General features: G+C 73.2%; 14 protein-coding genes. 9 read left to right on the top strand and 5 right to left on the bottom strand.

All coding sequences use genetic code 11. The features are described from left to right. Window positions 1-421: 421 nt before the first annotated feature. Window positions 422-937 (top strand): hypothetical protein, encoded by a 516-nt coding sequence (locus tag AB0O40_RS30570; protein WP_365048437.1) that lies wholly within the window; start codon window positions 422-424, stop codon window positions 935-937. A gap of 137 nt (window positions 938-1074) precedes the next feature. Here AB0O40_RS30570 and AB0O40_RS30575 read toward each other — a convergent pair whose 3' ends face one another. Further along, window positions 1075-2151: an N-acetylmuramoyl-L-alanine amidase gene (locus AB0O40_RS30575; RefSeq protein WP_365048439.1), complete on the bottom strand. Its 1077-nt coding sequence runs from the start codon at window positions 2149-2151 to the stop codon at window positions 1075-1077. Between the two features lie 241 nt (window positions 2152-2392). Then, window positions 2393-3463 (bottom strand): sigma-70 family RNA polymerase sigma factor, encoded by a 1071-nt coding sequence (locus tag AB0O40_RS30580; RefSeq protein ID WP_365048441.1) that lies wholly within the window; start codon window positions 3461-3463, stop codon window positions 2393-2395. Between the two features lie 130 nt (window positions 3464-3593). Between AB0O40_RS30580 and AB0O40_RS30585 the strand changes: the two genes are divergently transcribed. The 3 genes from AB0O40_RS30585 (at window position 3594) to AB0O40_RS30595 (ending at window position 6384) form a co-directional block, all read left to right on the top strand. Further along, a complete protein-coding gene (locus AB0O40_RS30585; protein ID WP_365048443.1) occupies window positions 3594-3896 on the top strand; it encodes a hypothetical protein in 303 nt (100 codons plus the stop codon). Between the two features lie 182 nt (window positions 3897-4078). Beyond that, window positions 4079-4618 (top strand): hypothetical protein, encoded by a 540-nt coding sequence (locus AB0O40_RS30590; RefSeq protein WP_365048445.1) that lies wholly within the window; start codon window positions 4079-4081, stop codon window positions 4616-4618. A gap of 209 nt (window positions 4619-4827) precedes the next feature. Beyond that, the gene (locus tag AB0O40_RS30595; RefSeq protein WP_365048447.1) at window positions 4828-6384 is read left to right on the top strand and encodes a hypothetical protein; all 1557 of its coding nucleotides are present in this window, start codon (window positions 4828-4830) and stop codon (window positions 6382-6384) included. Here AB0O40_RS30595 and AB0O40_RS30600 read toward each other — a convergent pair. Continuing rightward, the gene (locus AB0O40_RS30600; RefSeq protein WP_365048463.1) at window positions 6381-8108 is read right to left on the bottom strand and encodes an Imm49 family immunity protein; all 1728 of its coding nucleotides are present in this window, start codon (window positions 8106-8108) and stop codon (window positions 6381-6383) included. The genes AB0O40_RS30595 and AB0O40_RS30600 overlap by 4 nt on opposite strands. Window positions 8109-8315: 207 nt before the next feature. Between AB0O40_RS30600 and AB0O40_RS30605 the strand changes: the two genes are divergently transcribed. Next, window positions 8316-8780 (top strand): hypothetical protein, encoded by a 465-nt coding sequence (locus AB0O40_RS30605; RefSeq protein WP_365048449.1) that lies wholly within the window; start codon window positions 8316-8318, stop codon window positions 8778-8780. Window positions 8781-9059: 279 nt separating this feature from the next. Here AB0O40_RS30605 and AB0O40_RS30610 read toward each other — a convergent pair whose 3' ends face one another. Further along, window positions 9060-9491 carry a VOC family protein gene (locus AB0O40_RS30610; RefSeq protein ID WP_365048451.1) on the bottom strand — a complete coding sequence of 144 codons (432 nt, stop codon included), beginning with the start codon at window positions 9489-9491 and terminating at the stop codon, window positions 9060-9062. 393 nt (window positions 9492-9884) lie between these two features. Between AB0O40_RS30610 and AB0O40_RS30615 the strand changes: the two genes are divergently transcribed. Then, window positions 9885-10961, top strand: coding sequence for a pentapeptide repeat-containing protein (locus tag AB0O40_RS30615; RefSeq protein WP_365048453.1), 1077 nt, complete (start codon window positions 9885-9887; stop codon window positions 10959-10961). A 68-nt stretch (window positions 10962-11029) separates the two neighbouring features. Here the strand turns inward: AB0O40_RS30615 and AB0O40_RS30620 are convergent, their stop codons facing one another. Continuing rightward, window positions 11030-11899, bottom strand: a complete 870-nt coding sequence (locus AB0O40_RS30620; RefSeq protein WP_365048455.1) for a neutral zinc metallopeptidase — start codon at window positions 11897-11899, stop codon at window positions 11030-11032. Window positions 11900-12055: 156 nt separating this feature from the next. Here AB0O40_RS30620 and AB0O40_RS30625 point away from each other — a divergent pair, with 156 nt between their 5' ends. Genes AB0O40_RS30625 through AB0O40_RS30635 form a run of 3 tightly spaced genes read left to right on the top strand, consistent with a single transcriptional unit; the run spans window position 12056 to window position 14458 of the window. Beyond that, a complete protein-coding gene (locus AB0O40_RS30625; protein ID WP_365048457.1) occupies window positions 12056-12598 on the top strand; it encodes a hypothetical protein in 543 nt (180 codons plus the stop codon). Window positions 12599-12617: 19 nt separating this feature from the next. Beyond that, a complete protein-coding gene (locus AB0O40_RS30630; protein ID WP_365048459.1) occupies window positions 12618-13793 on the top strand; it encodes a histidine kinase in 1176 nt (391 codons plus the stop codon). Then, on the top strand, window positions 13790-14458 hold the full coding sequence (locus AB0O40_RS30635) for a response regulator transcription factor (protein WP_365048460.1): 669 nt from the start codon (window positions 13790-13792) through the stop codon (window positions 14456-14458). The genes AB0O40_RS30630 and AB0O40_RS30635 overlap by 4 nt, the downstream gene beginning before the upstream one ends. Window positions 14459-14649 lie beyond the last annotated feature (191 nt).

Here is a 14649-nt window from a genome sequence, read left to right on the forward strand (position 1 = left end):
TTAGAGCTTCCTCCGGACCGTGCCCGGCAAAGAGCGAGTCAAATCGGCTTAGGAGAAATGTCGTTGAGGGGGCTGGATCGCCCTCCCGCTGCCGGGCGGGCGGGCGTTGAGCGAGGGGACGACACCGGCGACGGCGCACCCCGGCCACCGAGTAGGGGACGCGCCCGCTCGGCTCCGGCTGGGCCGGCGTGGACTCCCACCTCGCCTACGCGTGGATCCGCCTCGCCTCCGGTCGCGAGCGCAAGGCGTCGATGCGAGACACCCGCAAGGCCGCGATGTGACGGTTCCATGCACGCCAGGTCTCGTTCCCGCAGCGGAAGAGGGGGAGGGAGTTGTTCCTCTGGGGGGTGCGGATCGGGCCCGCCTACGCTGCGGGCGGGCGTCCCCATGAGGCGGACGCCCGAGCGGAAGGAGAACGATCATGCGTGCTTCACGGGGAGCGGTCCTGGCCTCGGTGGTGGTCCTGTCGACCATGGGGTTGGTCGGGTCGGCGCAGGCCGCTGCCGCTCCGGGCGTCGCGTCGGCGGACAATTGCGACAGGTTGTCGGACAACGACGTGGTGGCCGACTCCGGCCACGCCACCGCCGGAGACCGCCAGATCACGGTGTACACGGCCAAGGTGACCGACGCGTACGCCAAGGCCGCCATCGAGGGCTACGTCGCGCGGTACGACAAGGTCTGGATCGACCGGAGCGTGAATCTGTTCTCCATGGGCTCCAGCCCGGGCCATCCCTCCACCGCCACGGTCCAGTCCAACGGAGGCTGGAAACAGTGCGGACCGTTCGAGGCCACCTGGTGGAACGCGACGGTGAACTACGTCGAGACCCCGACCGTCCGCCTGCAACTGTCCGGCAAGTCGTACGCGGTACGGGCCTGCATGATGCCCAAGGGCTCGAGCACCGGTACCTGCACGGCCTGGTTCGTCGACCACACGTAGACGCACCCGCGGCAGCCGCCCACGGACACCGTCCCTGCGTGGGCGGAGCCCGCCCTCACGACCGGGCCCGCGGGGGAGGCCGTCGTGGCTTCCCCCGCGGGCCCGTGTCGTTGCTGCGGTGCCGGGTGGGCGGGCCGTCAGAGGAGGCGGCTCCAGGTGCGGGCGTCCACGATGCCGTCCGCGGGGAGGCCGTGGGCCGACTGGAAGGCGCTGACCAGGGACTTCGTGCCGGGGCCGAAGGCGCCGTCCGCGGTGGTCGGGTAGCCGAGGGCGGTGAGCCGGCTCTGGATGGCCTTCACGGCCTGGCCCGAGGCGCCCTGGGCGACCGGCGCGACCAGCTGCTGCCAGGTCTGGTTGCCCGCCACGCCGTCGATGCCCGCCTCGACGAGCTTCTGGAAGGCGCGGACCGCGGCCTCGGTGGCCGGCCCGAAGGCGCCGTCCGCCGTGATGGTGGCGCCGCGCTGGACCAGCAGGCACTGCAGGACCCGCACCTGCTCGCTCACCTGGCCGTTGTGGACCACCGGCCACACCGGCGCGGTGGGGTCGGGGTCCCCGATCCGGGCGGCCACGTCGGCGCGCAGCTGGGGGAGCAGGGCGTAGAGCTGGTCGCCCGGGCACTGGGTGTTGTTGAAGTCGCGGTGCCCGTAGATCTGGTAGGCCCGCAGGCCGTACTGGGTGCAGATGTACGCGCAGAGCCCGACCAGCGCCTCGTACTGCTCGTCGCGCGGCCGCTCGGTGGTGTACGTGCCCTCGTTCTCGATGCCGATGGCCACCGTGTTCTGGCCGGCGCAGTGCGCCGACTCGACCTGCTGGGTACCCGCCCGCAGGGCCGCCAGGCTCTCGTGGCGGCCCTCGGTGATGAAGGCGCCCCGGCTGATGGTGAAGTTCTGGCCGGTGTCGATCCAGCCGCCGGTGTCCATCTGGTACGTCTGCATGGCCCGCGCCAGGGCGATGGAACGGTTCTGCGAGTAGTCGGTGGTGTTCGCCGTCGCGGTGTGGTGAACGATGATCTTCTGCGGCCCGGTGGGGAGCACCTTCACCGGCAGCTTCGGGGCCCGGGCGCCCCAGGTGTCGCAGTCCGTGATCTCCGGGCCCTCCGCCGCCCACGCCCGGCCGGTGGTGCCGAAGGTGCCGAAGGCGGTCAGCGCGCCGAGGGACAGCGCGCCGGCGAGGACGCTCCGGCGGCGGGGCATCGGTCGATCGGTGGGCAGCATGTGCAGTCCGTTTCCTGAGGAGAGAAGGCGGCGGCTCGCCCGTTGCTCGGCATCCGGCCCAACCGCCGCGGATGGGCCGCAACTCCGGCACTCTCGTGCCCGGACAGCCCTCCGACGTGGAGAAACGCTAGAGACCCGGTCGGCGGCGGACCAGCCGGATCGCCCTCTGGGACGTCCCGAGTCGTCCCAGAAAACCCCTGGGACGCCCCGGGACGGCCCGCGCAGCCCGCCTCCTTCGCCGTCACGCCCCCGCGGTGACAGGGGCGTCGTCGGTCAGGCGGGCCGGGAGGCCGAAGAGGGGGAAGAGGCGGTCGGTGTCGCGGAAGGCCGTGATCGCGGAGATCCGGTCGCCGGAGAACTCGACGACCTGGAGGGCCCACGGCAGGTAGCCGGCGCCGTCCGGGCACGGGCGGTACTGGCCGAACGCCGGGGAGCCGTTGGCCGATGTGGCCACCAGGCGCGAGCCGCGACAGCCGATCGCGGGGCCGGTGAGCCATGCCTCGATGTCGGGGACTCCGCGCATCCACTTCGCGTACGGGGGCAGCGACAGCGTGGCGTCGACGTGCAGGAGCATCCGCAGCTCCGCCATGTCGAAGCGGCCGAAGGCCGCGGCGTACCGCTCGGCCAGCACCCGGCGCAGGCCTTCGCCGGCCGGCCGGAGGGCCGGCCCGGCCTCGCCCGCCTCGCCCCGGCGGTCGGCCAGCGTGGCGCGGGCCCGCTGCAGGGCGCTGTTGGCGGCGGCGACGCTGGACCCGTGCAGGTCGGCGACCTCACGGGCGGAGAAGCCCAGCACGTCACGGAGGAGGAGCGTGGCCCGCTGCCGGGGCGGCAGGTGCTGAAGCGCGGCGACGAAGGCCAGCCGCACCGACTCGCCCGTCGCCGCGGCCACCGCCGGGTCGTCGTCGGGGCAGGGCTCCACCCACAGGACGGCTTCCGGCGGGAGGTCCGGCGGCGTACCGCCCGCACTCGGACCGGACAAGTCCATCGGCAAGGCCCGCCGCCCGCGCGAGGCGAGGGCGTCCAGACAGACGTTGGTCGCGATCCGGTACAGCCACGACCGGACCCCTGACCGCCCCTCGAAGCGGTCCGCACCCCGCCACGCCCGCAGCAGCGCCTCCTGTACGGCGTCCTCCGCCTCGGCGTACGACCCCACCATCCGGTAGCAGTAGCGGGTCAATTCGCCCCGGTACGTCTCCAGCTCCTCGACCACCGTGCCCATACCCCCCATGTCGCCCTGCGCCAGGTACGGGTCCGGCCGGGCCCACCCGCCGCATGCCCCGGCCGGCGCCCACCCGTATCCGGTCACGGACACCTGAACCCGCACATCCTTCCCGATCATGTCACCGGTCCGCCGGACCTCGGGCAACGGGCCCGGCCCGGCGGCCGGTCGGCGTGAGACGGAGGTCTGGTGCCGGTGCCATCGCCGCGCATAGGGTCCGCCCATGGACGACGAGATCACCGCCGAGGACGGCAACTGCCTCTTCACCTTCGACGGCAGGATCCTGGAGCGGTTCGGCCGTGACCCGCTGCGTTTCCACGTCCGGTCCATGCACCTGCAGGTCACCGGGCCGGACCGCAAGGGGCGGCGGCAGGTGGAGATCTCGCACGGCCGGCCCGGCGAACCGGGCTTCTCCCATTCCTGGTCGTACACGGCCGGGGAGTGGGAGCGGGCCCGCGGCCTGGCCGCGCTGCTGGAAGCCGTGCAGGCGGCCATCGACGCCGCCCCGGGACGCCCGGCCGGCTGATCGGCGGGTGGCCGGCGGCCGGGGCCCGGTCGAGAGGCGCGGTTGGGCCTATCAGGTTATCCGGTGGTGCGTCGGACGGGTGTCGCGGCCGATCCGCCGCATAGTCGTCCCTGGCAGCCGCACGGCTGCCGGCCCGTGCCGCCCGGCGGGCGGGCGGGACGTCTGCGCGAAGGAGTCGGCTCATGTCGAAGCCCACCAGGACCATCCTCACCCTCGTCACCGGCAGTCTGGTGCTCGGCCTGGCCGGGTCGGCCACCGCGGTGGCCGACCAGGGGCCGGTCCGCGACCAGCCGGCGCAGCAGACCGCGATGCGCGGCGGTGGCGACGACGAGGACGGGCGCGGCTCCGACGACTACGGCAAGGACCGGCACGCCCGCGGCATCGTGGTCTCCAACGGCCCGCTGACCGTACGGAGCAAGCCCAGCACCCACTCCCGCAAGCTGGGCACCGTCCACCCGCACGAGAAGCTGGACATCGTGTGCAAGGAGCGCGGCGAGGACGTCCGCGGGAACGACATCTGGTACCTGCTGGACCGCGACGACCGCGGCAAGGACGGCGGGCGCGACGAGGACGGCCGCGGCGGCCGCGACCCGATCGACCAGCGGGACGACGAGGACGGCCGTCAGTACCCCGACCAGGCCTCCGGCAAGAAGCGCTCGGAGCACTGGGTCGCGGCCCGCTACGTGAAGAACTTCTCCCCGGTGAAGTGGTGCCGCCTGTAACGGAACCTGCCCGCGGCGCGTGGTGCGGCCGGTAGCCGGACCTGACCCCGGCGCGTGGTCCGGCCGGTAACCGGAGCAGACCCCGCCGCACGGGCCCGGCCGTAACCGGCCGGGCCCGCAGCCGGTCCGGTACGGCTGCCGGCCGTACGGCGACCAGCCCCCGGTAGGGGACGTGAGCGGTGTCAGCCCTGGCTGTTACGGTCCCGGGCATGACACGCTCCGCCTCCGTCCTCAGCCTCCTGCGCCGCCGTCCCGAGTTGGCGCGGACGGCCGTCGGCGTCTTCGATTTCGACGTGGACCGGACCGAGCACGTGGAAGAGGTCCGGCCGGCGAGCGGAGCCCCGCTGCGGGCGGTGGCGGGTGACGCCGGCGGCGGCACCTACTTCGTCTGCGACGACGGAGCCGTGCTGTACGCGAGTTCCGAGGGCGAGGCCGGGCTGCTGGGCGCCGACCTGGCTGAGGCCCTGGAGATCCTGTTCGGCCTGCCCGGCTGGCGCGACTGCACGGACCTCGACCCCGAGGCCGACGACCGGACGGTGGCGGACGCGCTCCGACGGGCCCGGGCAGAGGCCAGCGGCGCGTCCGGACCCGATCTGGACGCCGCTCGCACCGCGCTGCTGGACGGGCTCGGTCTCCGCCGCCTCCCCGAGCGGGAACTGCTGCGCAGGCTGCAGGAATCCCTCCTGCGCACCGAGCCGGAATTCCTGCTGCTCCATGCGGAAGAGGGCTGCGCGTACGAGCCGTTGGGCGGTCTCCGGCGTCCCCCGCTGTGGGAGGCGGTACTCGCACCCGGCCGGGCCGATCTGGCCCGGATGCGGGCGGACCACGGGACCTGCGAGGCGATCGCGGGCGACCCGGTCCGGCGGGCCACCGCCCTGCGCGCTGCCCAGTACGACCGCCGGCCGGCGGACCTGCCGCTGTTGCGCGTACTCCTGCGGGCCGAAGCCGGCAGCAGTGCCACCGAGGAGCTGCGCATCGCCGCGGTCCTGGTCGCCCTGCACGGCGAGGCGCCGGACCACGCCTTCCTGCAGTCCCTGCGGGAGGACGACCTCGACGTCCGCTTCCTGCTCGGCGGCTTCCCGGAGTCCGCGGGCTCGCTCGCAGCATGGGCGGCCGAGTTCGACGAGTCGGACTACGGCCTCGATCCCCGGGACGAGTACGACCTCACCTGGACGGCACTGGCCCGCCGGCAAGGGCGAACCGAACTGGCCCGTGCCGCGCTGATCCGCCTCCTGGACGAAGCGGGCCCGCGCGACGAGGCGTTGCTCGGCGCGCTGGCCGGTGAGTTCGCCGACCTCGGCGACCTCGGACAGGCCGTCCGGGCCCGCCGGCTGCACGCCTCCCTCCAGGACGACCCCGCCCGCCGTGGCGCGTCCCTTCTCCACCTGGCCACCCTGCAACGCCGGCACGGCGAGGTCGAGCCAGCCTGGCGCTCCCTGCAACGCGCGCTCACGGCACTGGACGGCCCGGGACCCCAGCCCTGCACCGCCCACCCGACGCCGGCGGACGCCCCGACCGAACCACCCTGCCACCCCCTCACCTGGCGGGCCCTCGGCCTCGGCATCCAGGTCGCCGAGGAATGCTTCCTGGTTGCTCAGGACGCCCTGCGGACGGATCGTCACGACCTCGGCCAGGAAGCCCTCACCACAGCCACAGCCCTACTCGACAGCCTCCCCCGCCCCACCCCATCCCTGCGCCGAGCAGCAGCCACCACCCAGGCACTTGCCACTGGCGGCGAGGCGGTCGGACGGCCGGACCCCGCCTAGAACGGCCTCGCCGCGTCCAGGAGGTGCTGGGGCAGGTAGGCGGAGTCCACGCGGACGGTCCAGCCGCGGCGGCGGGCGTGGCAGGTCAGGGCCAGGACGTCGAGGTTGACGGAGACGGCGGGGTCTTCGGAGCGGTCGGCGACCTGGTGGTGGGCGCGGTGTGCTTCGAGGGCGTCGGCCAGGGCGAGGTTGAAGCTCTCCTCGTCGCCGTCCACGAGCTGTGAGAGCAGCACCGCGGGCGGCATCGCGACGCCCCAGTCCTTGGCACGCACGGCCTCCTCGAGCGCCCGCTGGGCGGCCGCTTCGGGCTCGGCGCCGGTCAGGTAGGCGTGCAGCGCCGCGCGGTACGCGGTGAAGGCGGAGCCGTCCGGCCGGGCGAAGGTGGGCCCGGTGAGGACCAGCGGCGCAAGGTCCTCGCGTACGCCGCTGATCAGGGCGAAGTCGACGGCGGTCTGCCAGTACCCGGCACCGGCCTTCTCGCCCCGCTCGGCCGGGTAGCGCAGGGTGTGCCCGCCGACGGACACCTCGACCTCGGTGTCCGGCTCCGCCAGCGCCACCCGGAACAGTGCCGCCCCCATCTGCGAGGCCAGCCGGACGGTCGCGAGCTGGGCGTCGCTGCCGTCGGGATTGCCCGCCCGCCACTTGAACAGGCGCTCCTGGTCGCCCATGGCGCTGGTGAGCCGCGAGAGCGAGTGCGTACCGTCCTCGGGGGCGAAGGCTTCCCGCAGGAATTCCTCGTACATCGCCTCGATCTTCTCGACGTCCCGCTCGCAGGCCGGCCGCTCGACCACCAGGGGGCCGTCCGCCAGCTCGGCGAGCGCGTCCGGCCGGCGGTCCCGGCCGAAGCCGCCGACCCGCGGCCCCTGCGTCTCGAAGCCGCTGATCAGCGCGTGCGGGAGGTAGTCCGTGCGGACGGCCGGCGTCCAGCCGTAGCCCTGGTACGCCAGTGCGGCCAGGGCCAGCGGTACGAGTGGCAGGAGGGTGCTGGGGGAGGCAGTGGTGCGGTGCACGGCGGCGTGCCGGGTCAGCAGATCGGTGAGGGCGGCGTCGAAGGCAGTCCGGTCCTCGGCGGCCAGGGCGCGCAGCGCGTGCAGCGCCGTGCTGTCCGGGTGCGCCGGCAGCGGCTCGCCGGTCTCCGCGGCGCGGACGCGGACCCGGTCGAGGGCCGCGTCGACGGCCGCGAGCTTGGCCTGTGCGCTCGGCGGGTACTCGTCGTCGTTCCCGGTGTCGTCCAGGACCACGGCCATGAAGGCGGTGGCGAGCTCGCCGCCGGGCGTGCCCGCGGCCGCCGCGGCGAACTTCTCGCGGGCGAAGTGGAAGGCCTCGCCGTGCCACTTGGCCCGGTCCGCGAGGACGGCCAGGCACAGCGCGTCGGTCCACTCGCCGACGGTGACGCTCTCCGCGGGGGCGTCGTCGCCCGGGTCGTAGCTCATGCCGAAGTTCACGTACTCGAGGAAGACGTGGAAGCTGCAGTGCGGGTGGTACGCGGCGTAGGACACGGCGCCGGCCGCGGCCTCGCAGGCGTCCTTGAGGGCGGCCGCGGCCTCCGGGGTGTCGAGGGCCGGGTCCCCGACCGAGAGCGCGCCGAGGTAGGCCAGGAACTCGTCGGCGATCGACTGCCATTCGTACGTGGTCATCCGACCGGCCCGCGACATGGAGTGCACCTCGCCCCCGATGCGGTTCGTGAAGTCCTCGCGCGCGGCCGACACGACGGCCCCGGACACCTGGTGACGCTCTATTCGCACTGCCCTGCTCCTTGATCGATCTCTGCGCCAGCCTAGGCGTGGGGTCTGACAGTCCGGCACCGCAGGGGTCCGCGGCGGCCGGCGTGGGACCGGTTCGGAGATGGCCGGTTGTGCGTCGTTGTCCCCGCCGGGCGGTGGCTGTGAGGATCCTCGGCGTCAGGATCGGTCGTCCCATGGGGGGTTCGGATGTTCCGCGTTGTCACCGTTTCCGCGCGCCACGGCTTGCTGATGCTGCTCGCCGCGGTGGGTCTGGTGCTGTTCCTGCCGCCCGCCGCCGCACAGGCGGCCACCCACTGCCCCGCCCGGGAGGACCAGCCCAACCGCGTCTTCGAGCACGGCTGCCGCCTGGACCGCGGCTGGTACGTCTCCTCGCGGAGCGACACGGTCCGGCTGGTCATGCAGAGCGACGGGAACCTGGTCCTGCGCCGGACGTACGACGACCGCCCCCTGTGGTCGTCGCACACCGACCGCGGCTCCTACGTGCAGTTCCAGAACGACGGCAACCTCGTCGTCCGCGACAGCGCCAACAACCCCTTGTGGGCGTCCGGCACCAACGGCTACTTCCTGGCCCTCCAGGACGACGGCAACCTGGTGGTCCGCGGCTACAACTACAACCCCCTGTGGGCGACGGGCACGAGCATCTACGTCTAAGCCGTGCTGCGGGAGGAGGGGGACCCGTTGTCGGGAGCGGACGCGTCCATCGATGTGCAAGATCATCAGTGTGCGCAGAGGAGTTCGTGACGACCGGCACGGCCACCCGTTACCTCTAGCTGGTCCGGCACGAACTGGTGTCACCCACCGGGCTTCCCGGCCGAGCTGCGCGTCTGAGGGCCGCCGGGAAGCCGGGTCGTGGCGGTGGGTCGGCCACCGCCCGGCAACCGCACGGTTGCCGGGCAGGCGGCCTCCCCACCTCACCTTCCCGGAGGGGGATCAGGCGAGGCAGAACTCGTTGCCCTCGATGTCCTGCATCGTGATGCACGACTCGTTGACGCCGTCGGCGCGCTGCGTGAGCACGTGCTTCGCGCCGAGTGCCATCAGGCGTGCGCATTCGGCCTCGAGCGTGGCCAGGCGCTCGTCGCCCACGAGCCCGACGCCGGCCCGCACATCGAGGTGCACCCGGTTCTTGACGACCTTCCCTTCGGGAACGCGCTGGAACAGCAGGCGCGGGGCCACACCGTCGGGATCACTGCACGCGAAGTAGACCGAGTCCTCGGGCGGCAGCGAGCGGAAGCACTCCTCCCAGGTGGTGAAGCCCTCCGGGACCTCCGGCAACACGTACCCCAGCACCTCGCACCAGAAGGTGGCCAGGCCCACCGGGTCCGCGCAGTCGAAGGTCACCTGGAACTTTTTGATCGTTGACATTGGCGCACAGTAACAGGGGGGCTGTTCATTTCCGCAGGTCAGGGGGGTGCTCTCGAAGACCGGTGACGGGACGACGACCGTGGGACCGGTTCTCGTCGGTCTCCGCCGCCCGGCTCGGTCCGACCGGCTGGACGTGGCGGTGGGTCGGGCCGGGGTGCTCTGCGGCGCGGCCGCCGCGACGGACGCCCCCTCCGCCCCGGCCGGGGACGAGTCCCGGACCATCAAGCTCCTGGGCGAGGTCCAGCAGCTGACCCGCTTCCCCCGAGGGGCGGACGGCCTCGACCGCGGGCCGGTTGCGGCTGGCAGCCGTTCGAGCGGGGCGGCGTACCCCGACAGGGTTCTCAGCGGCGTGGCACGGCCGGGCGGGCCCTGCAGGAGTGGAGCAATGACGGGATGACCAGGATCCCGCGTTTCGGAAGGCTCCGCCGAGCCGCCGCCGGCCGTCGGCGGCCTGAGGGGCAGCGCACCGGGGAGACCGGCTCGCGGGTCTCGCTCCTGCTGCTCAGCCTGCCCGGCCTGGCAGCCGTGGCCGCGCTGTTGTTCACCTGGCAGCAGCTCGGCCAGTCCGACAGACAACTGCGCATCAACGAGCAGGGCCAGATCACCACCCGCTACAACGCGGCGATCTCCAATTTGGGTGCGGAGTCGATGGACGTCCGGCTGGGCGGGATCTACGCCCTGGAACGCATCATGCGGGACTCCCCGCCCGACCACGGCACGGTGGTGTCGGTGCTCTCGGCCTATGTCCGCCGTCATGCGCCCCTGCCGGCCACCTCCGGCCCGCCGGCCGACGTACACGCCGCCATGAACGTCCTGGTACGGAGGCCGGCCGCGGCCGATGCGGGACTGGAGATCGACCTGAGCCACACGAACCTGCGCGGATGGAAACCCGCCTACTCCACTGGCGGAGAAAGCATCCATCTCAACGGAGCCCTGCTCACGGGGTCCGACCTGAGCGGCGCCGATCTCGGTGCGGCCGAGCTGGACGGGGCCCGGCTGAACGAAGCGAACCTCACCGGCGCGAAGCTGATCAGCGCGCACCTGGACCACGCCGATCTGCTGTCGGCCCAGCTGACCGGTGCGAGGTTCGACGACGCGCACCTGGCACACGCCTTCATCTGCCACCCCGCACGCCCCTGCGGCGACCTCAGTGGGACCTCGTTCGCACACGCGGATCTGACGTCCGCCGCGCTGACCGGAGCGGATCTTCGTGAGTCGACGCTCTGCAACGACGAGTACGTCACCTCGGTGCGCCGTGCACCGGCCAGCGCGCCTGCGCCACCACCGGGCAGGTGTGCCCTGCTCAGGCTCGCGTTCCTCGACGCGGCCGACCTCTCCGGCCTGGACCTCAGGGGCGTGGACCTGTCCGGCGCCAGCGTCGACAAGGCCAAGCTCGTCGGCGCAGATCTCACCGACGCCACCGACACCGGCCTGGACGGCGCCGATCTCACCGGAGTGCGGGGCAGGTAGGGCCGGCCGGCTCCCCGGGCGAGCGCCCCCTCGGCCCTAGGGCGATCAGTCGCCGTGGCCCGGCCGGGTCACTTCCAGTACGTCTCGATGCAGGCGAGGGGCTGGCCTGGGGCGTACGTGTCCGGCACCCCCTGGTACCCGGTCAGCAGGGCCTGTTGCCGTTCCTGGGGTGTGCCGTGGTGTCCCGGGTCGGTGGCCTGGTAGTCGCCGATGTCCTCCATGGCGGTCACGGCCTCTTCGAAGTCCCCGGGCTGGAGGAACCCGGTGTCGTAGGCGTTGCGTACCCAGATGCCGGCCATGCAGTCCGCGATGAGCTCGTTCCACTTGCCCGTGGGCGGCTGGAGGGTGTTGGTGTCGGTGCTGAGTTGGAGGCGCAACTCGTCGACGACGTGATGGCTGAACTCATGGGCGGTGATCACGGCTGCGGCGAAGTCGCCGATGCGCTGGTCCTGGCGGCCGAAGACGTCACCCGTCCACATCTTCTGCATCGTGGTGACCGGGAGGTAGACCGCGCCCACGTAGCCGGTATCGGGGTCCAGGACGTCCGCGTCGCAGTAGTAGGCGTTCGGGGTGTCGTGGACGATGACGATGTCCCCGCAGTTGCTCCGGTACCCACCGTCCTGCGGGGTGACGATGGCGAAGCCCACCGACGGTTCCTGGAGATTGAGGACTTTCGTGAAGTACGGCGTCCAGAAGTCGTCGAGTTCGTGGACCCGGGCGGTCAGGTAGTCGGAGACCTGCTGCTGGGTCGGGACCTGGGACGAGGTGCGGGGGATCGCGGCTCCCTCGGGAGCGGCGGGCAGCTGCTCGTCGCCGACGCGCGGCCCGGCGGTGTCGGGCTCCGCCGTGGGGCTGGGCTCGGCCCGGCCCCGCTCGTTGTCGGCGAAGGCGGCCGGGGCGATGCCCGCCGAGAGGACCCCCACCAGAGCAATCGTCACTGGCAGTGACTGGTGCCGGAGATGTCTCATGCTTCCGCTCTACGCTTCCTCACCGCAGCCCGCCAGCCGGGGACCGAGGTGCCGGGTCAGGTCTCCACCCGGTTCTCCACCCCTGGGTCCAGGTGTTTCGCGGCTGGTCACAGCAGTCTGGTGGGCATGGACACCACGACTTGGATCACCGACATCGCGCTCATCCTGATCGTCTTCCGGCAGCTGCGGGAAGGGCCGCTGGAGCCGAAGACCTACCTGCTGCCGCTGGGGATCGTGGCCTACGTGGGCTCCCAGTACCTCCACGAGATCCCGACCGCCGGCAACGACCTGCTCCTGGTCGCCGTCTTCATGGGGATCGGCGCCGCGCTCGGCATCGCCGGCGGGATCTACACCCGGATGCGGCGGGCGGGCGGGCACCTCCTCATCAAGGCCGGGGCCGTCTCCGCGAGCCTGTGGGTGCTCGGAATGGGGGCCAGGCTCGGCTTCCAGCTGTGGGTGGACCACGGCGGCGCCGCCACCCTCACGCGCTTCAGTGCCGACCACCGGATCACCAGCTCCCAGGCATGGGTCGCGGCCCTGGTGCTGATGGCCCTGACCGAGGTGGTCAGCCGGCTCGCCACCATCTACGTACGCAGCCGGCAGGTCCCCCGGGCCGAGGCGTTCGGGACCGCTGCGAAGTCCGCGGTCGGCGCCGGTCGCGCGGTCTGACGTGGGTTATGGTCGCGTCATGCCAGAACAGGGCACGGGCCCGGTCGCCGCGGCGGCCGGGCGTCCGTACGGGGGCCGGTCCGGCCGGGCGGAATGGGTGGTCTGCCTCGCCCTCGTCGCGGTGGGGATCGCCACGATCCGCCCCTTCGGCATCACCGGCCGGGGACTGGCCGTCTCCCTGCTGTTCCTCGCCAACTGCGCCGTGCTCGCCGTCCGGGTGGTCCCGGCGGACCGCCTCCCCGCCCGCCTGGTACCGCTGTGGCCCGTCGCCGGAGTGGTCGCGGCGGCGGCGCTGACCGGTACCGCCACCTCCGGTTCCGCCTACCTCTTCGCGTACTTCCACGTCGCCCTCGTCGGCCGTCGCCTGCGGACCGCACCGGCCCTGGCCCTCGCCGCGCTGAGCAGTGTCCTGTGCGCCGGCGTCCTGTACCTGACGGGCGAACCGGGGGAGCGCTCCGCCACCGCCCTCGTGGGCCTGGCCACCGGCGCCGCCGTGCTGGCCGGGATGGCCGGCCGCAGCCGCGCCGAGGCCACCCGGGCCGCGATCGAGGCCGCCGAGTCCGCCGAGAAGGCGGCCCGCGCCGAGGCCCGCACCGCCGTCCTGGCCGAGCGCACCCGGATCGCCCGGGACATCCACGACGTCCTCGCGCACTCGCTCGCCGGGCTCAACATGCAGCTGGAACTGGTCGACGCCCTCATCGACACCGGTGACCTGGAGCGGATCCGGGAGGCCAACGGCACCGCCCACGACCTGGTGCGGGAGAGCCTGAAGCAGGCCCAGTGGACCGTGCACACCCTGCGTGAGGACGCGGTGGCGCTGCTGGAGAGCCTGACCGGGATGCTCGAGTCGCTGGGCCTGGCCGACGCCCTCACCACGGTGGGGGAGGTCCGCACCCTGCCGGTGCGGGTCACCCAGTGCCTCCTGCGGATCGCCCAGGAGTCCCTGACCAACGCGGCCCGGCACGCGCCGGGCGCACCGGTGTCGGTGCGGGTGGTGTTCGGCGCCGACACGATGGAGCTGCGCGTGCGCAACGGCCCCGCCGTGCTGCCCCCGAGCGTCGGTACCGGCAGTGGCTGGGGGCTCATCGGGATGCGCGAGCGGGTCGCCCTGCTGGATGGGAAGATCACCGCGGGTCCCGTCACGGACGGGCCGGAGCGAGGGGGCTGGCAGGTGGAAGCGGTGGTACCCGGATGAACGAGACCACGGGCGAGTCCCGCCCGGTACGGGTCGTGGTCGCCGACGACCAGGCGGCGGTGCGGGAGCCGCTGGCCGCCGTACTGGCCCTGCTGCCGGACATCGAGGTCGTCGCGGCGGCCGCGGACGGCCACGAGGTGCTGGCGGCCGTGGCCGCCACGGCCGTGGACGTGGTGCTGATGGACCTGCGGATGCCCGGCATGGACGGGACCGAGGCGACCCGGCGGCTGAGCGCGGAGCACCCCGAGGTGGCGGTCGTGGTCCTGACCACCTTCGCCGACGACGAGTCCATCCTGGCCGCGCTGGGCGCCGGTGCCCGCGGCTACCTGACGAAGAACGCCGGGCGCCAGGACATCGCCCGCGCGATCCGGGCGGCCTCCGCCGGGCAGTCGGTGCTCGACCGCGAGGTGCAGGCCCGGCTGCTGGCCGCCGCCGGGGCCCCGCGCCCCGCGGCCGCGCCGGTCGCGCTGCCCGGCGACCTCACCTCCCGCGAGCGGGAGGTACTGGCCCTGATCGGGCAGGGGCTGCCGAACCGCGCGATCGCCGAGCGCCTGTTCATCAGCGAGGCCACGGTCAAGACCCACATCAACAACCTGTTCGCGAAGGCCGGCACCCGGGACCGGGCCGAGGCCGTACGCCTGGCCATCGCGGCCGGACTGGCCTGACCCGCCGGGGTACGCCGGTACGTCGGGCCGCGCCCGGCGACCGTGCCGCCGGCGGTACGCCCGGACGTCCGCCGGGCGCGGTCCGACGGCCCGCGCAGCGGGTCGGCGGCAAGCCCCTGATGGGCCGGCTGCACGCCGGCTGGAGCCTGGGGGCGGTGATCGGCGGGCTGCTGGGCGCCGGCCTCGCCGCC

The organism is Streptomyces sp. NPDC089919, assembly GCF_040684615.1.
In the GTDB taxonomy this organism is placed as follows: domain Bacteria; phylum Actinomycetota; class Actinomycetes; order Streptomycetales; family Streptomycetaceae; genus Streptomyces.

Coding starts and splice junctions, on each gene's coding strand:
- AB0O40_RS30570 (WP_365048437.1), top strand. CDS start 422: ATGCGTGCTTCACGGGGAGCGGTCCTGGCCTCGGTGGTGGTCCTGTCG.
- AB0O40_RS30635 (WP_365048460.1), top strand. CDS start 13,790: ATGAACGAGACCACGGGCGAGTCCCGCCCGGTACGGGTCGTGGTCGCC.
- AB0O40_RS30585 (WP_365048443.1), top strand. CDS start 3,594: ATGGACGACGAGATCACCGCCGAGGACGGCAACTGCCTCTTCACCTTC.
- AB0O40_RS30625 (WP_365048457.1), top strand. CDS start 12,056: ATGGACACCACGACTTGGATCACCGACATCGCGCTCATCCTGATCGTC.
- AB0O40_RS30590 (WP_365048445.1), top strand. CDS start 4,079: ATGTCGAAGCCCACCAGGACCATCCTCACCCTCGTCACCGGCAGTCTG.
- AB0O40_RS30630 (WP_365048459.1), top strand. CDS start 12,618: ATGCCAGAACAGGGCACGGGCCCGGTCGCCGCGGCGGCCGGGCGTCCG.
- AB0O40_RS30575 (WP_365048439.1), bottom strand. CDS start 2,151: ATGCTGCCCACCGATCGACCGATGCCCCGCCGCCGGAGCGTCCTCGCC.
- AB0O40_RS30610 (WP_365048451.1), bottom strand. CDS start 9,491: ATGTCAACGATCAAAAAGTTCCAGGTGACCTTCGACTGCGCGGACCCG.
- AB0O40_RS30615 (WP_365048453.1), top strand. CDS start 9,885: ATGACCAGGATCCCGCGTTTCGGAAGGCTCCGCCGAGCCGCCGCCGGC.
- AB0O40_RS30595 (WP_365048447.1), top strand. CDS start 4,828: ATGACACGCTCCGCCTCCGTCCTCAGCCTCCTGCGCCGCCGTCCCGAG.
- AB0O40_RS30605 (WP_365048449.1), top strand. CDS start 8,316: ATGTTCCGCGTTGTCACCGTTTCCGCGCGCCACGGCTTGCTGATGCTG.